Below are 22,726 nucleotides of genomic sequence, written 5' to 3' on the forward strand. Positions count from 1 at the left end.
TGCTTCAGGGCTTCTGTGGCATATTATCGGCCAATCTGCTAAATTTGCAGACTATGAACGGAGAAAATAAAGCAGAAGAACAAAAAAGTCTGAATTTCCTGGAAGAGATCGTGGAAGCCGACCTGGCGTCAGGGAAATATAAATCAATCGTTACCCGTTTTCCGCCGGAACCCAACGGCTACCTGCATATTGGCCACGCCAGCAGTATTTGTTTGAATTTTGGCCTTACACAACAATACGGGGGCTATACCAACCTGCGGTTTGATGATACCAACCCGGTTACGGAAGATACCGAATATGTAGAGAGCATCAAACAGGACATTCAATGGCTGGGATTTCAATGGAAAAATGAATTTTACGCATCCGATTATTTTGACCAGTTGTATGCCTTTGCAATAAAGCTGATTAACGAAGGCCTGGCCTATGTTGATGACAGCACCAGCGAGGAGATCGCTGCTCAAAAAGGAACGCCCACGCAGCCGGGGCGCCGGAACCAGTTCGCAGAAAGAAGCGTAGCCGAAAACCTGGAGTTGTTTGAAGCCATGCGCGACGGAAAATATAAGGATGGGGAAAAAGTGTTGCGGGCAAAAATCGATATGGCATCCCCCAATATGATCATGCGCGACCCGATCCTGTACCGTATCAAACATGCCCATCATCACCGTACGGGCGATAAATGGAATATTTACCCGATGTATGACTTTGCTCACGGGCAAAGCGATTCTATTGAACATATTACCCATTCCGTTTGCACCATGGAATTCGTGCCGCACCGCGAAGTGTATAACTGGCTGATCGAAAAACTGGAGATCTATCCCTCCCACCAGTATGAGTTTGCGCGCCGTAACCTTTCCCATACGGTCATGAGCAAACGCAAGTTGCTGCAACTGGTGAATGAGCAATATGTGAGCGGCTGGGATGACCCGCGGATGCCTACCATTTCCGGATTAAGAAGAAGAGGCTATACCCCTGAAAGCATCCGGGATTTTACCGGGCGTATTGGAGTGGGAAAAAGAGATAATATTGTGGAATTGGGGTTGCTGGAATTTTGCGCGCGGGAGCATCTTAATAAAATCGCCCTGCGACGGATGGTGGTATTTGATCCGTTGAAAGTGATGCTTACGAATTATGAAGGAACCGGCGAATTGCTGTCTTCAGAAAATAATCCTGAGGATGCCAATGGTGGCAGCAGGGAAATTACTTTCAGTAATGAGTTGTATATAGAGCGGGAAGACTTTATGGAAGATCCACCAAAAAAATATTTCCGCCTGGCGCCGGGCAAACAAGTGCGCCTGAAGAGCGCCTATATTATCCAGTGTGATGAAGTGGTGAAGGATGAGACGGGTAATATTGTTCAGTTGAACTGTACTTATTTTCCCAATAGTAAAAGTGGCGAAGACACCTCTGGGTTGCATGTAAAAGGAACGCTGCATTGGGTGAATGCCAAAGACTGCATACCGGTTCAGGTGAACGAATACGATCGCTTATTCACCGTGGAAAACCCTTCGGATGAAGAAGGTGCATTCACTGACTATATCAATAAGGACTCGTTAAAAATTGTTGAAAAAGCATGGGCCGAACCGGCGCTAAAAGCCGCTGTGGTTACGGACCGCTTCCAGTTTTTACGGAAAGGTTATTTTACGCTGGATCCGGACAGCACCGCCACGCACCTGATCTTTAACCGCACGGTTACTTTAAAGGACAGTTGGGCAAAAGCGGGCAGTAAGTAAGGGCTCTTAGATAAGGTATAACAATTGTTGAATGCCCTCAGTGCTTCAGCGGCAAAAAAATCGCCGGCTGCGAAATACTTAACGGGTAGAAAATTAATAAAGTATTAAATTTTACCCTTCGGATAAGCGGTTCCCCAAAAAAGAGGTAACTTACTGTAGTAAACGATTTCAAAACTCTTTAAATTTTTGGTTATGGAACTGAATGAAACGGTTTTTACTGAGGATGAATTGCAGGTGACGCGTATTACAGGAAACACTATTACCGAAATGGATGGTGACGGGGCCGATGGGGATGGTAGCGATGGCGACGGTTCGGATGCTTCAGACGGCGACGGAGGGGCGGATGGTGATGGGGGAGAAGATGGCGATGGGGGAGATGCAGACGGTGCTGATAATGCCTGATCCGGAAATGAATTAGCAAAAAGCTGTGGTGTTTTTTATGCTGCAGCTTTTTTTAGTATCTTGAATAAAATAACTACATGGCCTTCTTTTTTGATAAATTAATTGCTCCGTTTAATACGGAGGCATTTTTTAACGCCTATCATGAAAAGGACCTGTTACATATTCAGCGAAATAATACTGATTATTATAAAGACGTTCTTACCGCTTCCGAGCTCTCTGCCTTCCTGGACCGGCAGGATATTTTTTATCCATCATTAAGAATTGTGAGGGACGGCAAGGAAATCCCTTCGGGAGAATATACGCTAAAGGGTGTTCCCATTGGTCATCACAAGAAAGATGGTATTGTTAATACGGAAAAAGCATTTGCCTTATTTAATGATGGCGCTACGCTGGTTGTACAAGCGGGGCAGCGGTATTTTGACCATTTGTCGGCCTGCTGCATGGAGCTCTCCCGCAGGTTTAATGCACCGGTTCAGGCAAACCTGTATCTTACTCCCAATAAATCGCAGGGATTTAATCCGCATTGGGATACGCACGACGTTTTTGTACTGCAGCTCTCGGGCACAAAGACCTGGCATTTGTACGGATTTGAAAAGGAACTACCAACGAAAAGCCAGGGGTTTGTGAGTAATGATTATTCCAAACAGCCCCTGCAAACGATCCAACTGGCCCCCGGCGATTTTCTTTATGTACCCCGGGGCTATGTGCACGATGCGGTTGCGGACGACGGGATATCGGCGCATATTACCATCGGGATTTTATCCTTTACCTGGGTGCGCTATTTCGCAGAATTATTTGGTCAGTTAGAAAATGAAAAAACATTCAGGGAAGCGATTCCATTCTGGCGGAGCGATATAGAAAGCATCGTAAAGGAAAAAACCGCATTGTTAAAAAATACAATCGATCAACTGGATGCGGAGGACGTGTTGAAAAAGCTAACCGCTCAATACGAAAAAATACAGCCGCAGGCATTGCATAATTATTTTGGAAGCCTGCTGCAATTGGATAAGCTACATGAGGACTCCGTGATACGGCTAAACCGGGAAGTGTTTTTTGAGCGGGGCATGCAGAACGGCCAGGTATATGTCAAATGTTTTGGAAAGATTATCAGCTTTCCGCAATCTTTAAAACCGGTTATTGACATAATATTTGAAACTACCAGTGTTACCCTGCGGGAACTGCCGGGTGAAATAGACCCGGACAGCAAACGGGCTCTCATAATTAAATTAATTAAAGAAGGCGTGGTGCATCTGTTAGAGCGCCATTAACCGATTATATATTTCTTTTGAGTAAGAAACAAACAGAGAACGTATTTTTTTGCAGCGCGGCTTCCAGGTATTTTAAAGAAGATATTCATGGAACCGCAGCTAATTACAATGGATTTATCCTGCTGGAGCATTTTGATCCGTTTCCGGAAAAAATAAACGCAGCTCATTTTGATCAGCAGTTTATAGCCAGCCTGCAGGATCTTGCAAAACGTAAAAAAGCAAAGCTGTTGCTGATAAGGAACAGGAGCAGTAATACCCGGACCTGTCATCTTTTATACGTAGATTGTTTACGGCAACGTTACCTGCGGTTAAGCGCCAATACCGCAGATGTAGCGGCCATCCGGCTTGAGCACTACATGGAACATCCGGGAACCATTTGGGAATCAGATCCGTTTTTTGTGGTATGCACTAATGGGAAAAAAGATAAATGTTGCGCCAAGTTCGGATTCCCTGTTTTCAAGTTTATTGAAAATCATGAAAGCCGGGTTGCTGTTTTTGAGAGCACACACGTTGGGGGCGACCGGTTTGCTGCAAATGTGGTGTGTATGCCGGTAGGTATTTATTACGGCCGTGTAATGGTGGAAGATGTAGATCCGATCCTGGAAGCAACAAGCCGCCGGCAAATTTATTATCCTAATTACCGGGGGAGCTGCACCCGGTCGTTTTTTCATCAATCGATAGAGTGCCTGTTACGGGAGCGGCTGAACGATTTTTCGCTCGGTTTCGCAATGAGCATAGAATCAGTAGCAGAGGAAGCAAATCGTTTCCGTGTTATTGCCTCAACCGTAAATACCAGCTTTCAGCTAACCATTCGCAAAGAAACCATTCCTTACCCGTATCTGCTTACCTGCAAAGCATCCAAAACGGGAACTATTACCAAGTATCTGCCGGAAGCCATCGAAAAAATTTAATGCAGGCTACAATGGCCCCACGGAAAAGGAAACGGTCACGATGGTGGCCCCATTTTGTACCCGCTCCACCGGGTCCAGCATAACAATGCTGCGCATATTTTCCGAACCGTAATCGAACTCTTTCCCAAAGGCAAGCCGCCCATGCTTGTTATCAGCGGTATGCTGAATTAAATCATCGAGCTTGTGGATGCCCTTTGCTAAATCAATAGGGGCATTCAGGCCCTGCAGCACTTCTTTCATAAGCATGCTCCCGGCTTTAAACCAGTATTTTTGAGAAACTGAGTCGCGGTTAAACCGGGAAGTTTCAAACCGGAAAATCAGAGAGCAATACGCACAACCTGTATTGGTGATGGTAAGCTTGTCGCTATTGTCAAATAACACCGTTTCAACACCGCTAAGGCTGTCTTTTTGTAAAACAAAATTTGTTTTTGGAAAGACTTTCTTCCTCACGATCGGAGCGGGGATCCCTCTTACACAGTCGGATGCATGAACGGCTGTACCCGGGGGGCTTTTTACAGCGGCGTAAGGAAGTGTTGCGGTAGTGTCAAACGAGGCTTCTTCTTCGGAGTTGGAGTAATTGCTGAAAGAACCCGTACCGCAGCCGGTTATTAAATAGAATAGCAACAGATGTAGAGGGAGGGCCGTTTTTTTCATGATACCCGTTTTGGCTGATCAAATTTAAATGAATTCTGCTTTTTACAGAATAAATTCTGCCAAATAGTAGATACAGTTTCTGGTAATATCGAAAGGGTATACCATATTGGTAATGAAAAATCGCTGCCTGCTGGTCGGCATTCAACTTTGAGATATTCTTGTTGACCGATTGTTATCGCCTGTTGAGCCACTGGTTCTTTTTTTGATCAGAAACGGCTCTAACTTCAATTAGTTTATAAAACTCATATTGTTTAAAACCTTTAAAACTAAAAAGAGATGAAACGTTTACTTCTTGCATTGATCCTGAGTGGAGGTCTGTGTGCAGCGACGCAGGCACAAACAGCAACACCGGCAACAACCGCGAAGGCATCAAAGAAAGCTACAGGGCTTACCAAATCCGGCAAGCCGGATATGCGTTTAAAAGCGAATAAAGAAGCGGCAAAGGCCCAGGCGCAAGCGCCTGTAGCTCCGGCCCCTGTTGCACCTGCACCCGCTCCCAAAGCAAAAGCTGCGGTTGCTAAAAAAACAGCCCCGGCCCCGGTAGTGGCTCCGCGTCCCGCAGTTGCACAAAAGGCACCGTCTGCAGACCAGACAATTGGCACTGATGCGAAAGGCAGAACCTTGTACAGAGGGCCCAGGGGCGGAACCTATTACATTAATAAAAACGGTCACAAAGAATACGTTAAGCAATAATAAAATTTGTCTCTATTCAATATTGATCAATAATGGCGCAGCGATGCGCCATTTTGTTTTAAACGATGTATTTTTATCCGGATGGATACCACAATTATAAAAAAACTGAAGATCATAAATGTTGTAACGGAAACCAATGATGCCAAAACGTTTATCGTGGAACCAATGGAAGGATGGGGGCCGGTGTACAAAGCGGGTCAGTTTATTACGCTTGTTTTTTACAATCATTTGGGAGAACAACGCCGCTCCTTTTCTATTTCCTCCAGTCCGGATACTGATAATTTTCTATCCTTTACCGTTAAGAAATTAGACAATGGAGAGTTCAGCAGGCAACTGGTCTATAAAGCAACGATAGGAACGATTTTGCTTTCTTCTGGCATCGGCGGTTTTTTTGTATTGCCCAAAACTACAACCGGGAAGGTATTCTGTTTTCTTGCAGCAGGCAGCGGTATTACGCCTTGTTATGCGCTTATAAAAACGCTACTAACCACCACGAAGGAAAAAGTGATCCTGCTGTATAGCAATCGCTCGGAAAAAGACACTATTTTTTACGAGGCGTTAAAAAACCTGCAGGCAAGCTATAGTGAACGGTTTATCATTTATTTTAAGTTTAGCGATCACGAAAAAGTGCTGCATCGAAGACTGAGCCATTATGTGCTGACGGACTTTATAGAAAATAATTTGGGCGCAGCGAAAGCCCACACCAGCTTCTATATATGCGGGCCCTATGATTATATGGTGATGGCGGATATTTCACTAAAAAGCAATGGCGTATTAAAACAACAAATTTTCAAAGAGGATTTTTTCCCTTTTAAAAACGTGTTACATCCGAAACCGCCTGATACGGCGGCTCACAAGGTGCTGTTTTATATTGCCGGACGCCGTTATGAAGTAACCGTCCAATATCCGCATACCATCACCGCGGCGGCAAAAAGGGCGGGCATTGCGGTTCCGTACAGTTGCGAATCGGGGCAATGCGGCAGTTGTGTGGCAACCTGTACCAGCGGAAAAATATGGATGGCCTATAATGAGGTGCTGACCGAAGAGGAATTGGCTAAAGGGCGCGTGCTAACCTGCCAGGGATATCCTGTTGAAGGGGATGCAACAGTAGTCTTTTGATTGTTTTAAGATGATTCGGGTTGGCGAATAAGGCGGCCCCATGAGCTTTGTCCGGAAAATGGAAGTATTCACAGGATAGAACCGCGGTTTCGGCGAATTTTCCGAAATAATATCCGGGTTGCAGGTACTTTTGTGTTACATAACCGCTTAGGAGCAGGTTGACTATTTCCAAAAAATGTATCCAGCCAAAACTAACTGTTCTTAAATATCCTTTTTAATCTGTACCATTTTTATTAAGCCTGTGTTTATCGCCGGGATCCAGATGCCGTGTGCCGGTTGCTGGCGGGAAAACGGAACGATCTTGTTTTCCATCGCTCAAAGTTTACCCGGCAGATAAAAATCTTTTAGAGGCGATGCCGCTCCTCTTGTTTTTCATCAGTGTTAAGTTGATCGTGAAAAGTCATTCCGATACTACAGGATATTTTGCAATTAATACCGATTGAATATCCGCAAGGCAATGTCATTTCTTTTAGAGAAACTGGAACGACTGCCGGGGTGGTGCGTTCTGATGCTTTCTGTTCCAGGTTGCAACATATCAAAAAGAACGAACATTAAATGTTATCGAATAACGCCCTTCTACATTTCTTATTCAAATTCTTTATTTTACATTCAAAGGTGTTTACCATGTATCCCGCAGGGAATTTATTAAGAGAAATCTGTATATTCGTAACCATCCTTTTAATTAAAAATACACACATGAAAAGAGAAAAACTGAGGGTAGGTATGATTGGTGGGGGCAAAGATGCTTTTATCGGCGCCATACATCGCCTGGCGCAGAATATGGATGGACAAATCGAATTGTGTTGCGGGGCGTTAAGCGTGCATCCGGAAGTGGCCAAAGAATCGGGGGAGATGCTTTTTTTGCCTGATGACCGCATCTATTCCAGTTATGAGGAAATGATAAAAAAGGAAAGTGAATTACCGGCAGACAAACGTATGCACTTTGTATCCATTGTTACGCCCAATTTTGTGCACTTTGCACCGGCGATGCTGGCACTGGAGCACGGCTTTCATGTGGTAATTGAAAAACCGATGGTGTTTAGCCTGGATGAAGCCAGGCAATTGCAAAAAAAAGTAAAAGATTCCGGGCTGCTGCTTTGCTTAACCCATACTTATACGGGCTACCCTATGGTAAAGCAGGCGCGGCAAATGGTAGCGGAAGGCGCATTTGGGAAAATAAGAAAAATATATGTAGAATATCCGCAGGGCTGGCTCAGCCGGCTGACCGAACGGGAAGGGAATGCCCAGGCGGCCTGGCGTACGGACCCGTCAAAGAGCGGCAAAAGCGGTTGTATGGGCGATATAGGGACCCATGCTGCTAACCTTGCGGAATATATAACCGGACAGAAAATAATAAAGATGTGCGCAGACCTGAATACAATCGTTGAAGGCCGCCGGCTGGATGACGATGGCGCAGTATTATTGAAATTTGACCAGGGTGCCTCAGGAGTACTGATCGCGAGCCAGGTGGCTGCCGGTGAGGAGAATGCCCTGAAAATAAAAATATATGGAGAAAAGGGCGGACTGGAGTGGCACCAGCAGGAGCCCAATACCCTGCTGGTAAAATGGCTGGATGCGCCTACGCAGGTGTATCGAGCGGGTAACGGCTACCTCGGCAACTACGCTAAACATAATACCCGTACACCCGGGGGGCATCCGGAAGGCTACCTGGAGGCTTTTGCCAATCATTACCGGAATTTTGCGGAGACCTTGCGTGCCCGGCTGAATAATGAAACGCCTTCAAAAGAAAGCCTCGATTTCCCGTCTGTTGATGATGGCGTTAGGGGAATGGCTTTTATCGACAACGTAGTTGCTTCGGCAAATTCGGATCAGAAATGGTGGGATTTTGAGATGTAATATATCCCCGTTAACTAAATAATTGAGAGATAATAAAAAACGCCGCCCGGATGATCCGTTCGGACGGGCATTAAGGGGTTAAGTTCGTTAAGGTGTCCCTTAATATTCTTAATTTCTTAATGGTTAATTTTTTTTATCGCCATTTCGATGAGTCCGCCAAAGGCGGATGAAGAGAAATTTCGTTGTCAAAAAAACGGGATTTCTCTTCATACTGGCGTCGGATTCGAATCCGATATCGGATGATGGAGGCTACTTAATATGTTTCTTTTTTAAGAGCAGATAACGATACCGGACATCGCTGTAAATGATCCCGACAAATAAACAGCCAATAGCGAGGAATAAGATCCGGTTATTATACCGGGTGTAACCCAGGCCGCCGATCACACCGCCCAGGAAAAAAAAGCTAATAATAGCAAAGCGCAATTTTACGGAGGCGTTTAAACGACTCAGTTGCTCTGGTCTGCGGTAAAAAAATAGCTGAGACAATTCAATACCCAGGTCGGTAAACAGTCCTGTGAGGTGGGTGGTTCGTACTACGGAATCAGAGATTTTTGTAACCAGTGCATTTTGCAATCCCATGGTAAATAGTAACGTGCATACGACACTATCGGCATAGCGCTGCATGATAGTTGCCGGCAGCACTGCAACAACCGTAAGCAATACCAGTTCCGCCAGCACCGGTATTGCATTGGCATAACGCTGATTCACTTTGGATGTAAGCTCAATCAGCAGATTAGAGAAAAAAGCGCCCAGCAAAAAACAAATGATGTACAGGAGATAAAGCCCGGCCGTAAAAAAATGCTGTTTTACTACTTCGTCGGCAAAATAGGCAAAGTGCCCCGTTACATTTGTTGTTAATCGCTGCACGGAGAAAAAACCGGCCACATTTACAATGCCCGCAACAAAAGAAAGCAGCGAAGCCAGCTTCAGGTTATGCACTAATGTACGGGCCCTGCCCCTGTGTCTAAACATATATCAAAAATAGATCCAACAAACAAGATCAGCAAAAGCAAAAAGTTAACTACATAGGTACATAGAATGGTTCATCATAAAAGTAACAAATAAAATCCGGACAGGGATGCCGGTCAATGCGCGGCGTCCTGTTTCAGGATAACGCCTTTCAAGCGCATTAATTCTATCTCAGAAACTTTGGCATTATACCGGGCGGCGATCAGGCGGTCGTAGGCCTGGGCCAGGCTTAGTTGCGCTTCGCGCAGTTGTACTAAAGTAGCCATGCCTAATTTGTACGTTTCAAAAACGATCGATACATTTTCTTTTGCCAGCAGGATATTTTCCTCTTCAAGTTTCAGGGCACGTTTTTGCTCATCATAGCTTTTATAGGCATTTACGATCGCCAGGTTCAGTTGGGAACGCTGGCTTTCATAATTGAGCTGCTGCATATTCAATAATAGTTTGCTTTGCTTAATATCCCTTCTCGCGGCAAACCGGTTGAAGATAGGAATATTAGCGCTCAGCCCGTAGTTGTAACCATTGCTCTGGTTAAACAAAGGGGAGAACTGGTTGATCACTTTCTGGTTATTGGTTCTGCTGAAATTGTACATGGAATTAAAAGAGAGCGTAGGCAGTAGCTCCGCCTTGCTTTCTTTTAAAGCATAGCCGGCAACATCCACCTGGGAGCGGGCCAGCAGCAGGGCCGGACTGGTTTGTTCGATCCCTTCCTGCAGATCTCCAAGATTCAGCGTCGAGGTAAGGGGAATAGTATCCGGTATATCGAACGAAGCGCCGGTTATTTTGCTGTTCATCGCCTGGGCCAGTTGTTCTTTCAATTGTTCTACCTGGGTTACCTGCTGCATGCGCAAAGCCTTCTGGCTGTTAAGGTCTACTTTGCTCTGGAGCACATCCGGCTTGGCGCCCACGCCAATATCCAGCTTGTTTTGCGCCAGTTTAGCGCGCTCAGCATTCAGGTCGATCTGCACATCCGTGGCGGCTATTAATTGTTTGTTGCGGGCAATTGCATAATAATTGCTGATAACAGCGGCGATGGTGTTAATGACCTGCTCTCGGGCGGTATAGGATCCGGAAGCTAGCAGCGCAGCGGCTTTGTCTCGTGTGGCAAACATTTTCAATCCGTCGAACAACACCCAGTTCAGTGCCACATTGGCCTGTACATTGTTACTCTTGATCCCGTTTGATTTTCGCTCTGATTTGTCCGCCAGCGTTTGTTTCTGGTTATTATTGTTTTTGGTATAACCGGCTGCCCCATTTAGTGTGGGCAGAAAAGCTGTGTTCCGGTAACTGTAGTCAATTGCGGCAACCAACGAATCATTCCGGGAAAGCTGGATATCATAATTGTTCTGTAAAGCGGTTGCAATTGCTTCATCAAGTGTAAGGATGCGCTGTGCTGCCGCAGGTTTCACCAGTAACAGTATAATACCTGCAACGGCAGGAAGTATTTTAATAAGCTTATTCCTCATTGTCCAGGGGGTGTGGGGGTTGTGTGGCTTCTTCCGCCTGAAGCACTTCGTCAAATTCTTTATTTTTTTTGTTGGCGGACATATAGCTGTACACAGCCGGAATTACATAAAGGGTTAATGCCAGCGAGAAGATGATCCCGCCCACAATTACGATCCCTAAAGGGATACGGCTGGTGGCGGCGGCGCCCAATGAAAGGGCGATAGGCAAGGCGCCCAGGGCCATGGCCATGCTGGTCATTAATATGGGGCGCAGCCGTTGCCCGGCAGCGAAAACTACCGCATCGGCCTTGCCCATTTTCCGCTTCCGGCTTTGGTTGGCAAATTCAACAATAAGGATCCCGTTCTTGGTAACCAGGCCAATCAGCATGATCATCCCTATCTGGGAAAATATATTCAGGGTCTGACCAAAGATCCATAAAGATAACAAGGCGCCTGCTAATGCCAGCGGTACGGTGATCATGATAATAAACGGATCAACAAAACTTTCAAATTGTGCGGCAAGGATGAGATAAATAAGTCCCAGCGCCAGCAGAAAAGCAAAACTGGTATTACCGCTGCTTTCCGCAAAGTCACGCGCGGAGCCGGTCAGTGATGTAGTAAAGGATTCATTCAGCACTTTTGTGGCGATGCGGTTCATTTCCGCCACTCCGTCGCCAACCGTATGCCCCTCTGTAAGCCCTGCGGAAATGGTAGCAGATTTATACCGGTTAAAATGATAAATGGTAGGCGGTGTGGTGGATTCTACTGCGGTGGTGATATTATCCAGGCTGATAAGCTGCCCGGCACTATTTCTTACGTATATTTTTTTAAGATCATTGGGGTCGTCCCGGTTGATCCGGTCTACCTGGGCCATCACTTGGTATTGTTTGCCGCTGCGGGTAAAATAGCCCAGCCGCTGATTGCTGTAGGCGGTTTGTAATGCCTGCGATACATCGGCAATGGTAACGCCCAACTGGGCCGCTTTTAACCGGTCTACATGCACCCTCAGTTCAGGCTTGTTAAATTTCAGGTCGGCATCCGCCTGCTGAAAAACAGGGCTTTCGCTCACTTCCTCCAGGAAGCGGGGCAATACCACAGACAGGGTATCAAAATTATTATTCTGGAGCACAAACTGAACCGCCTGCCCGCCGCGCCGGTTTACCTGTATGGTTTGATCCTGTATAGCAAATGCGCGCGCCTCGGTGAATTTTGAAATATGCCGGTTTACATACTCCACAATCTCTTTTTGCGACCGCTTTCGCTCACCGGGCGGTACCAGCCGCACCCTTACAAACCCTGAGTTGGCATTGCCGCTGGAACGGGAACCGGTAACGGAAAGGACGATCTCATTTTCCGGAACGGAATCGATCAGGAACTGGGATACTTTGTCAACATATTTATCCATTGCGTAGAACGAAGTTCCTTCCGGCGCGGTGAGGTTGAGCCGGAACTGGCTCTTGTCTTCCATCGGCGCCAGCTCTGATTGTATATGGGTGCCCACGAAAACAATGATGCCCAGGCAGGCGGCTATCAGTACCCAGGCCATCCATCTTATTTTCATAAACCCTTTCAGGCTTTTTTCATACAGCCGCTCCATGCCTGTAAAAAAAGGCTCGGTCTTTTTATAGAACCAGGAATGCTTATGCACATCTTTTTTTGCAACCAGCACATTCAGCACCGGCGTTAGGGTGAGCGATACGAATGCCGATATCAATACCGCACCGGCTACCACAATACCAAATTCCCTGAAAAGCCGTCCTACAAATCCCTGCAGGAACACAATGGGGAGGAAAACGACCGCCAGGGTGATCGACGTGGCAATAACGGCAAAGTATATTTCTTTTGAGCCGTCGAGCGCCGCCTTGTGTTTGCCCACGCCTTTTTCAAGCCTTTTGAAAATATTCTCCGTCACTACGATCCCGTCATCTACCACCAGCCCTGTTGCCAAAACAATGGCAAGTAGTGAAAGCACATTGATGGTATACCCCAGGAGGTACATAATAAAGAAAGCACCGATCAGGGAAACCGGGATATCTAAAAGGGGGCGTATGGAAAGGATCCAGTCCCTGAAAAAAAGATAAATGATAATAATTACCAGGCCAATAGCTATAAAAAGGGTTTCTTCAACTTCGGTGATCGATTTTTTAATATAATCGGTCTGGTCCAGGGCGATATTCAGTTTTATATCCTTCGGAACTTCTTTTTTGATCTCTTCGATGCGTTTGTAAAATTCGTCAGAAATGGAAACGTAATTGGCGCCGGGTTGCGGTACCACCGCCAAAGCGATCATGGGAACGGCGCTTTCTTTTAACTGCGATTCTTCATTCTCCGGCCCCAGCACCACTTTGGCCACATCTTTTACCCGTATATCGGCGCCGTTTATATTTTTAATAACAATATTTGCAAATTCTTCTTCCGTATCAAGCCGGCCAAAGGTCCGTATGGTCAGCTCTGTATTATCACCGGTCAGTTTTCCTGAAGGTAACTCAATATTCTCCCGCTGCAAGGCTGTTTGTATGTCGCCCGAAGTAATTCCAAATGCGGCCATTTTATTAGGGTCGAGCCAAAGACGCATGGCGAACCGTTTTTCGCCCCAGGTATCAATACTGCTCACCCCTGGAATGGTTTGCAACCGGTCTACAAGCACATTGGTGGCATATTCGGTCAGTTCCATAGGATTTTTGGTGTCGCTTTGCACCGTCATGGCCAATATCGGGTCGGCGCTCGCATCAGCCTTGCTAACGGAGGAGGGGGCTTCAAGATCGGGCGGCAGTTGTCTTTGGGCTGCTGAAACTTTATCCCGTACGTCATTGGCCGCCGTTTCCAGATCAGCGCCTACATCAAATTCAACATTAATATTACTGCTTCCGTTACTGCTGCTGGAAGTGATGTTCCGGATTCCGGGGATCCCGTTTATGGCATCTTCAAGGGGCTCGGTTATTTGCGACTCAACAATATCAGCGTTGGCCCCGGCATAGCTGGTACGCACGCTGATATTGGGCGGATCGATGGCCGGATAATCGCGCACTCCTAAAAATTTAAAGCCGATAATACCAAATACGATGATGACGATGTTCATCACGATTGCTAAGACCGGCCTTCGTAAACTTAACTCCGAAATATTCATTACCTCTTTTTTTTGATAATTAAGTTGAGTTTAATTATCAATTAACTATTTTATTTATCCTGATCTTTGACCCTGGCCGGGTGGTCATAATGCCAGTGGTAAGAATGGTATCCCCCTGTTTTAAGCCCTTTAATATTTCTACCCGGGAAGAGTCCCTGGCACCTGTTTCCACATCTGAAAACAAGGCTTTACCACCTGTTACCAATAGTACTTGCTTGCCTCTTATATTGGGAATAACGGATTGGGTAGGTATAAAAACTGTATTTGGCCTTGGAGCAAAATTGATCGTTACTTTAGCAAAGGATCCGGGGATCAGTCCCTGGGTGCTTCCCGTAACCAGGCCCCGGACCGTTAAGCTTCTGTTAGTAACAGTAATATTGGATTCCCGCGCCATTACTTTTGCTGTATAAGCGCGGGGACTGCCTTCCACGGTGAAATTTACTATTTGGCCATTCAATATCTGACCAGTATATTTTTCGGGAACGGTAAAATCAATTTTTAAAGCGCTTACCTGGTTGATGGTAGCAATAACAGTTGCAGGTGATACATAAGCTCCCGGGCTGATTTCTTTTAAACCCATTTTACCACTGAAAGGCGCACGAACAATTGTTCTTGATATTTCGGTTTTAACCAGCGCCATGTCGGCCTGAATATTTTTTACGGCCAGCACGCTGTTGTCATAATCCTGTTTGCTGATGCCCTGAATATTGACCAGTTGCTGCGCGCGGTTCTCATTGACCTGTGCTATTTTTAGCTGGGCCTCCAATTTGTTCAGTTGGGCCTGCAGGTCGCCATCATAGATCCTGGCCAGCACCACACCCCGGGATACGAACTGGCCTTCCCTGACATTCAGTTGTACCACCCTCCCCGAAACTTCGGGATGGATTTCAGTAACCTCATTGGCAACAATCGATCCTGGTACCTCAATGGTTTCAGAATAAGGCTCGGTTTTTACAATATAGACATCTACCTTTTCGCTCCCCCGTTTTTGATTCGGCGCTGCTGTTTTTTTCTTCTCAGTACAAGCCAGTATGCACACTGCCAGTAACAGGCAGGAGGCCGTTGATTTCAGGATCAAATGTTGTGGTTTTAGTTAAACGATAATATGTTAAGATTGTTAGACGCTTTTGTGGTCAAAACCTTGTGTAAAGATCTGTATTTTAATTATGTAAAAAGGAGAAGCGTTCTTTTTTTATTTAGAGGGCAGGAGCGCGCTGCTGCAGAGCTGAAATAAAGTACCGGCCTGATTTTCAGAGGTTTCCCATCAGTTAGTTATAGGACGCAGCTCAGGGCAGGAAGACGTGTTTTTTACTCCGGGACCGGTTTGATTGCCCGGAAGGGTTGACCTGCCGGGCCTTTCAGAAGAGGAAAATGGATTCCCGCTGCCTAATCCCTGGTGTGGCTGATTACGGAAAGCCCATGTTTAATTTTATTAGCCTTATGTAATAAATCAGCCTTTTCATTGCTGATGACGGTTACATGGCCCATTTTGCGGCCGGGCTTGGTTTGCTTTTTGCCATACAGGTGAAAAAAAGCGTTCTCTATTTTCAACAGCTCCTTCAGGCCCTCATAGTGGGCTTCGCCGGAAAAACCGTCTTTCCCCAGAATATTAAGCATTACCGAGGGCATGATCGCCTCGGTGCTACCCAAAGGATAATTTAGCAGGATGCGCCAAACCATATCAAACTGCGAACTGTAATGGGCTTCAATGGTGTGATGACCGCTGTTATGCACGCGGGGGGCGGTTTCATTAACCAGCACATTGCCTTCGGGGGTTACAAAAAGTTCAACGGCGAAAATACCGGGAGAGTTAAAGTTCTTTACGGTCGTTAATGCAATGGCTTCCGCCTTCCAATAGGTTTTTTCTTCCATTTCGGCGGGGCATAACTGGAAATCGAGCAGGTTCAACCCTTTATCAAAGATCATTTGTACCGGAGGGTAGATGGCTATATCGCCCGAGCGGGAAATGGCAATCATGAACGCTATTTCCTTTTCGATGGTTACCTGTTTTTCCAGCACCGACATAGCGTCAAAACCCTTTGCAACGTCCTGTTCAGTTTCTATGATCTGCACCCCACGGCCATCGTAGCCGCCTTCAGCGATTTTGTGCACCGCCGGGAAAAAATGCGCCTGGTCCGCCAGCTCCTGGATATTATGGGTAAGTATATATTCGGATGTAGGTATCTGGTGGTCGGTATAATATTTTTTCTGAGTGGCTTTGTTGCGGATCGTTCTCAATACAGAAGGATGCGGGATCACCGTTACCCCTTCTTTTTCGAGCGCCTCCAGGGCATCCACATTTACATTCTCGATTTCAATGGTGATGGTATCCAGGTTCTTGCCAAAATTGTAAACGGCGTCATAATCTTTGATATCTCCTTTGGTAAAATGGTCGCAGAGATGTGCCGCCGGACAATGGTCATCATTTTCAAGTACAAATGTTTCAACCGGGTAATTGGCCGCCGCCTGTAATAACATGCGGCCTAACTGACCACCTCCTAGGATACCTACTTTTTGCATGGCGCAAAGATAGGGAAGGGAGGCTGTCTGGCATTCTTAAATCTGTGTGGGATGGCAACAGGCTGAATTTTCGCGAAATAGGCGCTGATAAACAGGGCGGCCTCATCTGCTTAGATCTGTGCTGCATGCTGATCCGCGAAATCAGCGGGAAATATTATATCCCGTTTTGTACATTCGTGTTTTATAATTCTCTAAAATAAATTGTATGCGTCTTGATTACAGTAAAGCATCGCCTGAAGGGTACAGAGCCCTGTTGGGTATGTATGGATATCTGAGGAACAGCGCTCTTTCCCCGGCATTATTGGATATCGTATATCTGAAAGTGTCCCAGATAAACGGTTGTCCCTATTGTGTGGACCTGCACTGGCAGGATGCTATAAAAGCCGGCGTGGAGGGCCGCAAACTGAATGCCGTTTCCAACTGGAAGCATATGCCTTTTTTTACGGAAGCAGAACGGGCGGCATTGGCGCTGGCCGAAGAAGTTACGCTGCTTCCGGACCAGGAAGTGAGTGACGGGGTATATGAAAAGGCCCGGCAATATTTTAATGACAAGGACCTGCTCGACCTCAGCTTTGCCATCGCGCACATGAATATGCTGAACCGGGTGGCGATCACCTTTCACAAGGTGCCGGAAAAATAATTGTTTCCGGCACGCACTGTTTTATATTTTATCCGTACCCCTGCTTTCTTTATCCAGCTTCTGAATATCTTTTAGCTGGCTTGCGGGAATGAGGTTGTTATAATCCCAGAAAGCCGCAACGCAAACGATCTTCCACTGGCCGTTTTTCTTTTCCATTACCCGAACCTCCTTACTGTGCCGGTAACTGCTGTCTTTGTTACTGTTAAACTGGTCCCAGGTTAAAAAACAGGCATCGGGCCCATAGAATTTGAACCGGATCTGTTTTCTTTCGATGGGCGCCAGGTTCGTCTGGGGTTGGGGGTTGTCATGGATATACTTTCCGATCGTATTATCAATATCGGGCCAGCCTACGCTTGCGTCAAAAGTGCCATCCCGGTTGCTCCAGGCCTGAAAGGCATAATCGTCCTGGGCGTAAGTCGACTTCCAGGTGTCGTAGTCGCGGGCAAAAAAGGATTTACTTTCTTTTTCGATCGTGGCCATGATCGAATCTTTGTCGGCCTGAATTGTTTTTGCATCCGGTTCTTTTTCATTAGCCTTCGAAGTGCAACCGGCAAAAACAATACTTAATGCCAGGGCGAGGAAAAAAGGAACAGTGCTCAGGAAAATGCGGTTGTTGAATGGGGGTGCCGGTACATGCTTCCCACAATCGTTGTTTAGGGGAGTTGTTTGTTGCTGGAACATAGTGACAAGTTTTATTGGTTAAATACATCCCTGTCCTCATCAAAGTCCATTACATAAAACCCATCTTTTAAAAGACGGATTTGCCACTGTTAAGTTAATTCAAAAAATCCTATTTTCCATGATCCGGGGCATATTTATTTTTAAACATGCCCCGCAATCGCCTGAAAATAGGATCTTACAATAAATACCGGAGTGCCTTTAAATCCGGCTTAAAATTTCCAAACCAATAGCGTCTGTTCCCAATATTTTTTCTTTCGGAGTGGTGCTATCTGCAATATCGCCCGTGCGGAATCCGGCTTTTAATACCTGGTCCACCGCATTGATCACGTCTTCGCTTTCTTTTTTCAGACCAAAAGAAATATCGAGCAACAACGCCGCGGACAATACAGAAGCCATAGGGTTGGCAATGCCTTTGCCGGTAATATCGTGCGCTGAGCCATGTATCGGTTCATAAACGCCGGTGCCGTCGCCTATAGAAGCCGAAGCCAGCATACCCATTGATCCGGCGATCTGGGAAGCTTCATCTGTGAGAATGTCACCAAATAAGTTAGCTGTAACCACTACATCAAAACGTTTAGGGTCTTTGATCAACAACATGGCGGTAGCATCCACAAACTGGTGCTCTACCTGCACATCGGGATATTCTTTAGCTACCTGCTGCACCACTTCGCGCCAGAGGCGACTGGTCTCAATCACATTGGCTTTATCAACCGAGCACAATTTTTTACCACGGGTGCGGGCGGCTTCAAAGGCTTTGCGGGCGATACGCTCTACTTCGTAACGACTGTATTGTGCGATATCATAAGCGGTATCGCCGTTGTCTTTGCGGCCTTTTTCCCCAAAATAAATGTCGCCGGTCAACTCGCGGAAAAATAAGATATCCGCGCCTTTTAAGATCTCGGGTTTAATGCTGGAGGCGCTCAGCAGTTCGTCGAATAATTTTATCGGGCGCAGGTTGGCGTAAAGACCCAGTTCTTTGCGCATCTTTAATAATCCCTGTTCCGGCCGCACTTTGGCAGAAGGGTCATTATCGTATTTGGGATGCCCTACGGCACCGAATAATACGGCATCTGATTTTTTCATTTTTTCCAGGCTTTCATCCGGCAGCGGGTTTCCTGTTGCTTCAATAGCAGCATGACCGATCAACGCTTCATCATAAACAAATTCATGACCATATTTGGCTGCGATCTTATCTAATACTTTTTTACCTACGGCGGTCACTTCCTGACCAATCCCGTCCCCGGGAACAATGAGAATATTTTTTTTCATGAACCTTCTTTTAATTGCTTTCAGCCATATGGCCTGTTTGTTAGAAATTATTTAAAACACCGCTTCGGCGGGCCTCTAAGATAAGGAAGCAGAGCTGTTTTTTAAAAAAAACTATAATCATTTCAGGCGGTTTATAACCCTGTACCGGCTTTGCTTAAAAAGCTATGGAGCGAACAAAAAAATAGCTTAGTTGCTCATATACCGGTTTTAATACCTGTAATACTATTATCGAATGCCATCCCGATAGCTATCGGGATGGCATTTCTTGAGTTTATGCGTTGCCCTGGAGGTGTTGCGAACTGGTGAAAAATAAGAGAAATTGAAGTATCTTTCGCTTATGCAACAACCATCGCCCCGATTGCTTTCGCTTGATTTTATGCGTGGATTGATAATGGTATTGCTGGCGCTGGAAAGCACCGGTTTATACGAGCATTTATCCCATGCATCCGCCGGTACCTGGTTTGAGGGTATTATGCAGCAGTTCTTTCACCATCCCTGGCATGGCCTGCATTTTTGGGATCTCATTCAGCCGGGATTCATGTTTATGGCCGGCGTGGCAATGGCGTATTCGCTCCAAAAACAAAAGCAGCGGGATTATACCTGGAACCGGTCGCTTAAAAAAACGTTACGGCGCAGCGGGTGGCTGTTCTTTTGGGGGGTACTGGACTATGCCGTGAGGAAAACAGGCTTGTCCTTTGAGTTGTGGGATGTACTGACGCAGTTGTCGTTTACAACCCTGGTCGCTTTTCTGATATTTGAATGGCGCGTAACGACGCAGCTTGTGGTCTGCGCCCTGCTTTTATTATTAACGGAGGCCCTGTACCGGTTTACCAATATCCCCGGTTTTGATCAGCCGTTTACGGACCAGCATAATTTCGGGAATTATGTAGACCTGCTTTTGATGAATAAAATAAATCGCGGGGGATGGGTGGCCATCAATTGTATTCCTACTGCCGTGCATACCATCGCTGGCGCTTTGGCGGGCAAACTGTTTTTAAGCAACAAGGGCAATAAAGTAAAACCGCTTTTAATTTGGGGAGCGATCTGCCTTGTTGCGGGATATGGGTTAGACGCTGCCGGTATTACGCCCATTATAAAACGTATTGCAACCTCCTCCTTTACGCTGGCTTCGTTAGGCTGGTGTTTGTTGGGGCTGGCGTTTTGTTATTGGTGGATCGATGTGCTGAATCATAAAAAACGGCTGCAGTTTTTCCTGGTGATCGGAATGAATTCACTTTTCATTTATTTGTTTTTCGAGATTGTGGGGCACCGGTGGTTTAATGAATACATCACCGCAATAAGCGGCGGCCTGATGCAAATAATAAAAGTACCTGAACTGCCACGGGCGATTCTTTCATCCCTTTGTATTTTCGGACTGGAGTGGGGGATGTGTTATTTTCTTTATAAGAAGAAAATCTTTTTTAGGTTGTAGGGAGCTTGCAGGTTACAGATTACAAATCGCTGGTTGATCAACGCGGAAGGCTAAACGCGTAATGCTGAATGCTGCTCCAACCCTGAACTATTTTATTCACCATTCATTGTTCAATGTCGGTTACTTAAGGGAATCCGAAGATATCATTGGAATCGACCCTGAAAGGGTCGCCCTTTAATAGCCGGCGGTGCAACCGCCGGTTCGGTTGTAGTAGATGTATTGAACCCCGGCTGGGGTTCAACTGTAATTTTGTGCTAACCCACGCGTTTCACGCGCGGTTAAACGGATTACACCCTTTCAGGGTTTCTCACCGTTTGAGTAAACAACATTGATTAATTGTTCACCTTTTCGTCTACGGTAAACGTCAAACCTCAAACGCAGAATCTTGTTGAAACCTGTAACGTTTCTTAAACCAGGTTCAACATCTTCTGCGTGGCCTTAATTGCAGCTACAGTCTGGTCACTATCCAAACCGGTGGTCTTTATCTCTTTGCCATTATAATCCCAGGTGATGACGGTTTCGCAAAGTGCGTCTGTTTTGCCGCCTGGTGGTATGCGCACCACGTAATCCGTCAGTTTGGCAAGGGGTAATTTTTTTTGAGCGTAGATCTTTTTGAGCGCATTCATAAAGGCGTCGTATTGCCCGTCGCCAGGGGAATTTTCTTCTACCGTACCGTCTTCAAACCGGATACGGATGGTTGCCGAAGGCTTCATATTTTTGGAATGCGTCAGCACATAGTTTTCTACGGCTACTTTTTCACCAATGGCGCTACTATCCAGCACATCGGAAATGATGTAGGGCAGATCGTCCTGAGTTACGGTTTCTTTCCGATCGCCCAGTTCAATAATACGTTGGGTTACGATCTTCAGGTCTTCATCGCTTAGCTGTATCCCCAGTTGCTGTAAATTATTTTCAATATTGGCCTTGCCGGAAGTCTTGCCCAGGGCGTATTTGCGCCGGCGGCCAAAGCGCTCCGGCATCAGGTCGTTATAATAAAGATTCTTCTTTTTGTCGCCGTCGGCATGAATGCCGGCTGTCTGTGTAAATACATTTTCTCCTACAACCGGTTTGTTTGCGGAGATACGGAAGCCTGAAAAAGCTTCCACCAGCTTGCTTACTTTGTAAAGCGCTTTTTCATTAACCGTTGTTTTTACATCTTTTTTAAAGTCGTTCAACACGGCTACAACGCTTTCCAGTGGCGTGTTGCCGGCACGCTCGCCCATGCCGTTGATGGTGAGGTGCAATCCTGTGACGCCGGCATTTACGGCTTCCAGGGCATTGGCAACGCTCAGGTCGTAATCGTTGTGTCCGTGAAAATCGAAATGAAGGGTGGGGTAGCGCTGAATAATTTCATGAAGGTATGCATAGGTTTCTGAGGGGATCAGCACGCCCAGTGTATCCGGCAGCATTATGCGCTGGACGGGTTGGGTCGCTAAAAAGTTGAGGTATTGAAACACATATTCTTTTGAATGGCGCATGCCATTGCTCCAGTCCTCCAGGTATACGTTAACGGCAATTCCTTTTTTATTGGCCGATTTAACAACGGCCGCAATTTCTTTAAAATGCTGTTCCGGCGTTTTCTTTAATTGATGGGTCAAATGGTTCAGCGACCCCTTGCTGAGCAGGTTCATTACTTTTGCTCCCGCTTTTTGCATCCAGTTGATGGAGGTGTCGCCATCCACAAAAGTGAGCACTTCTATTTTATCCAGGTGCCCGTTTTGCGCTGCCCATTCGGTGATGCGTTTCACCGCCTGGAACTCGCCTTCAGATACGCGTGCCGACGCGATCTCGATCCGGTTTACCTTTACTTCGGTCAATAATAACTGTGCGATCGTTAATTTCTCCGATGCTGAAAAGGATACGCCGCTGGTTTGTTCCCCGTCGCGCAGGGTGGTATCCATTATTTCAATGTGTCGTTGCTTCATCTTTTCGGGCTAAGAGCTAAAAAATATTCTTTAAACCGGGGAGGCGGTAAGTCGGTATGTAATCTTTTCCGCCTTCCCGTATTT

General features: G+C 46.2%; 19 protein-coding genes. 10 read left to right on the forward strand and 9 right to left on the reverse strand.

Annotation, left to right across the window (positions count from 1 at the left end):
- Positions 1–53 precede the first annotated feature (53 nt).
- From NIASO_RS00545 to NIASO_RS00560, 4 genes are all read left to right on the forward strand, one after another.
- Complete coding sequence (locus tag NIASO_RS00545) at positions 54–1,730, forward strand: glutamine--tRNA ligase/YqeY domain fusion protein (RefSeq protein ID WP_008582245.1); 1,677 nt, start codon at positions 54–56, stop codon at positions 1,728–1,730.
- A gap of 192 nt (positions 1,731–1,922) precedes the next feature.
- Positions 1,923–2,132, forward strand: a complete 210-nt coding sequence (locus tag NIASO_RS00550) for a hypothetical protein (RefSeq protein WP_008582243.1) — start codon at positions 1,923–1,925, stop codon at positions 2,130–2,132.
- Between the two features lie 77 nt (positions 2,133–2,209).
- Entirely contained in the window at positions 2,210–3,400 is a 1,191-nt protein-coding gene (locus NIASO_RS00555; protein WP_008582241.1) for a cupin domain-containing protein, read from the forward strand.
- Between the two features lie 17 nt (positions 3,401–3,417).
- A complete protein-coding gene (locus NIASO_RS00560; protein WP_008582239.1) occupies positions 3,418–4,311 on the forward strand; it encodes a sucrase ferredoxin in 894 nt (297 codons plus the stop codon).
- A gap of 6 nt (positions 4,312–4,317) precedes the next feature.
- Here NIASO_RS00560 and NIASO_RS00565 read toward each other — a convergent pair whose 3' ends face one another.
- Entirely contained in the window at positions 4,318–4,965 is a 648-nt protein-coding gene (locus NIASO_RS00565) for a hypothetical protein (protein ID WP_008582237.1), read from the reverse strand.
- 276 nt (positions 4,966–5,241) lie between these two features.
- Between NIASO_RS00565 and NIASO_RS19995 the strand changes: the two genes are divergently transcribed.
- The 3 genes from NIASO_RS19995 to NIASO_RS00580 all read left to right on the forward strand — a co-directional run bounded on the left by NIASO_RS19995 (position 5,242) and on the right by NIASO_RS00580 (position 8,634).
- Positions 5,242–5,658: a hypothetical protein gene (locus NIASO_RS19995; RefSeq protein WP_008582236.1), complete on the forward strand. Its 417-nt coding sequence runs from the start codon at positions 5,242–5,244 to the stop codon at positions 5,656–5,658.
- 81 nt (positions 5,659–5,739) lie between these two features.
- Positions 5,740–6,777: an iron-sulfur cluster-binding domain-containing protein gene (locus tag NIASO_RS00575; protein WP_008582234.1), complete on the forward strand. Its 1,038-nt coding sequence runs from the start codon at positions 5,740–5,742 to the stop codon at positions 6,775–6,777.
- 696 nt (positions 6,778–7,473) lie between these two features.
- Entirely contained in the window at positions 7,474–8,634 is a 1,161-nt protein-coding gene (locus NIASO_RS00580; RefSeq protein WP_008582233.1) for a Gfo/Idh/MocA family protein, read from the forward strand.
- A gap of 249 nt (positions 8,635–8,883) precedes the next feature.
- Here the strand turns inward: NIASO_RS00580 and NIASO_RS00585 are convergent, their stop codons facing one another.
- The 4 genes from NIASO_RS00585 to NIASO_RS00600 form a co-directional block, all read right to left on the reverse strand.
- The gene (locus tag NIASO_RS00585) at positions 8,884–9,606 is read right to left on the reverse strand and encodes a YoaK family protein (RefSeq protein WP_008582231.1); all 723 of its coding nucleotides are present in this window, start codon (positions 9,604–9,606) and stop codon (positions 8,884–8,886) included.
- A 113-nt stretch (positions 9,607–9,719) separates the two neighbouring features.
- Positions 9,720–11,069 (reverse strand): TolC family protein, encoded by a 1,350-nt coding sequence (locus NIASO_RS00590; RefSeq protein ID WP_008582229.1) that lies wholly within the window; start codon positions 11,067–11,069, stop codon positions 9,720–9,722.
- Positions 11,059–14,175, reverse strand: coding sequence for an efflux RND transporter permease subunit (locus tag NIASO_RS00595; protein ID WP_008582227.1), 3,117 nt, complete (start codon positions 14,173–14,175; stop codon positions 11,059–11,061). Before NIASO_RS00595 ends, NIASO_RS00590 begins: the two co-directional genes overlap by 11 nt.
- A gap of 37 nt (positions 14,176–14,212) precedes the next feature.
- Positions 14,213–15,253, reverse strand: a complete 1,041-nt coding sequence (locus NIASO_RS00600) for an efflux RND transporter periplasmic adaptor subunit (protein ID WP_008582225.1) — start codon at positions 15,251–15,253, stop codon at positions 14,213–14,215.
- Positions 15,254–15,280: 27 nt separating this feature from the next.
- Here NIASO_RS00600 and NIASO_RS20545 point away from each other — a divergent pair, with 27 nt between their 5' ends.
- Positions 15,281–15,409, forward strand: a complete 129-nt coding sequence (locus NIASO_RS20545) for a hypothetical protein (protein ID WP_008582224.1) — start codon at positions 15,281–15,283, stop codon at positions 15,407–15,409.
- A gap of 152 nt (positions 15,410–15,561) precedes the next feature.
- On the opposite strand, the gene NIASO_RS00605 is transcribed toward NIASO_RS20545, so the two are convergent.
- Entirely contained in the window at positions 15,562–16,695 is a 1,134-nt protein-coding gene (locus NIASO_RS00605; RefSeq protein ID WP_008582221.1) for a 5-(carboxyamino)imidazole ribonucleotide synthase, read from the reverse strand.
- A gap of 205 nt (positions 16,696–16,900) precedes the next feature.
- Here NIASO_RS00605 and NIASO_RS00610 point away from each other — a divergent pair, with 205 nt between their 5' ends.
- Positions 16,901–17,335, forward strand: coding sequence for a carboxymuconolactone decarboxylase family protein (locus tag NIASO_RS00610; protein WP_008582220.1), 435 nt, complete (start codon positions 16,901–16,903; stop codon positions 17,333–17,335).
- Between the two features lie 21 nt (positions 17,336–17,356).
- Here NIASO_RS00610 and NIASO_RS00615 read toward each other — a convergent pair whose 3' ends face one another.
- Both NIASO_RS00615 and leuB read right to left on the reverse strand, forming a co-directional pair.
- Positions 17,357–18,016: a hypothetical protein gene (locus NIASO_RS00615; protein WP_025298574.1), complete on the reverse strand. Its 660-nt coding sequence runs from the start codon at positions 18,014–18,016 to the stop codon at positions 17,357–17,359.
- A 198-nt stretch (positions 18,017–18,214) separates the two neighbouring features.
- Positions 18,215–19,285 (reverse strand): 3-isopropylmalate dehydrogenase, encoded by a 1,071-nt coding sequence (leuB, locus tag NIASO_RS00620; RefSeq protein WP_008582216.1) that lies wholly within the window; start codon positions 19,283–19,285, stop codon positions 18,215–18,217.
- Positions 19,286–19,604: 319 nt separating this feature from the next.
- Here leuB and NIASO_RS00625 point away from each other — a divergent pair, with 319 nt between their 5' ends.
- On the forward strand, positions 19,605–20,717 hold the full coding sequence (locus NIASO_RS00625) for an acyltransferase family protein (protein WP_245605207.1): 1,113 nt from the start codon (positions 19,605–19,607) through the stop codon (positions 20,715–20,717).
- A gap of 407 nt (positions 20,718–21,124) precedes the next feature.
- Here NIASO_RS00625 and NIASO_RS00630 read toward each other — a convergent pair whose 3' ends face one another.
- Positions 21,125–22,642 carry an alpha-isopropylmalate synthase regulatory domain-containing protein gene (locus NIASO_RS00630; protein WP_008582212.1) on the reverse strand — a complete coding sequence of 506 codons (1,518 nt, stop codon included), beginning with the start codon at positions 22,640–22,642 and terminating at the stop codon, positions 21,125–21,127.
- Positions 22,643–22,726: the final 84 nt, after the last annotated feature.

Origin of the sequence: Niabella soli DSM 19437 (assembly GCF_000243115.2) — a bacterium.
Taxonomy (GTDB): domain Bacteria; phylum Bacteroidota; class Bacteroidia; order Chitinophagales; family Chitinophagaceae; genus Niabella; species Niabella soli.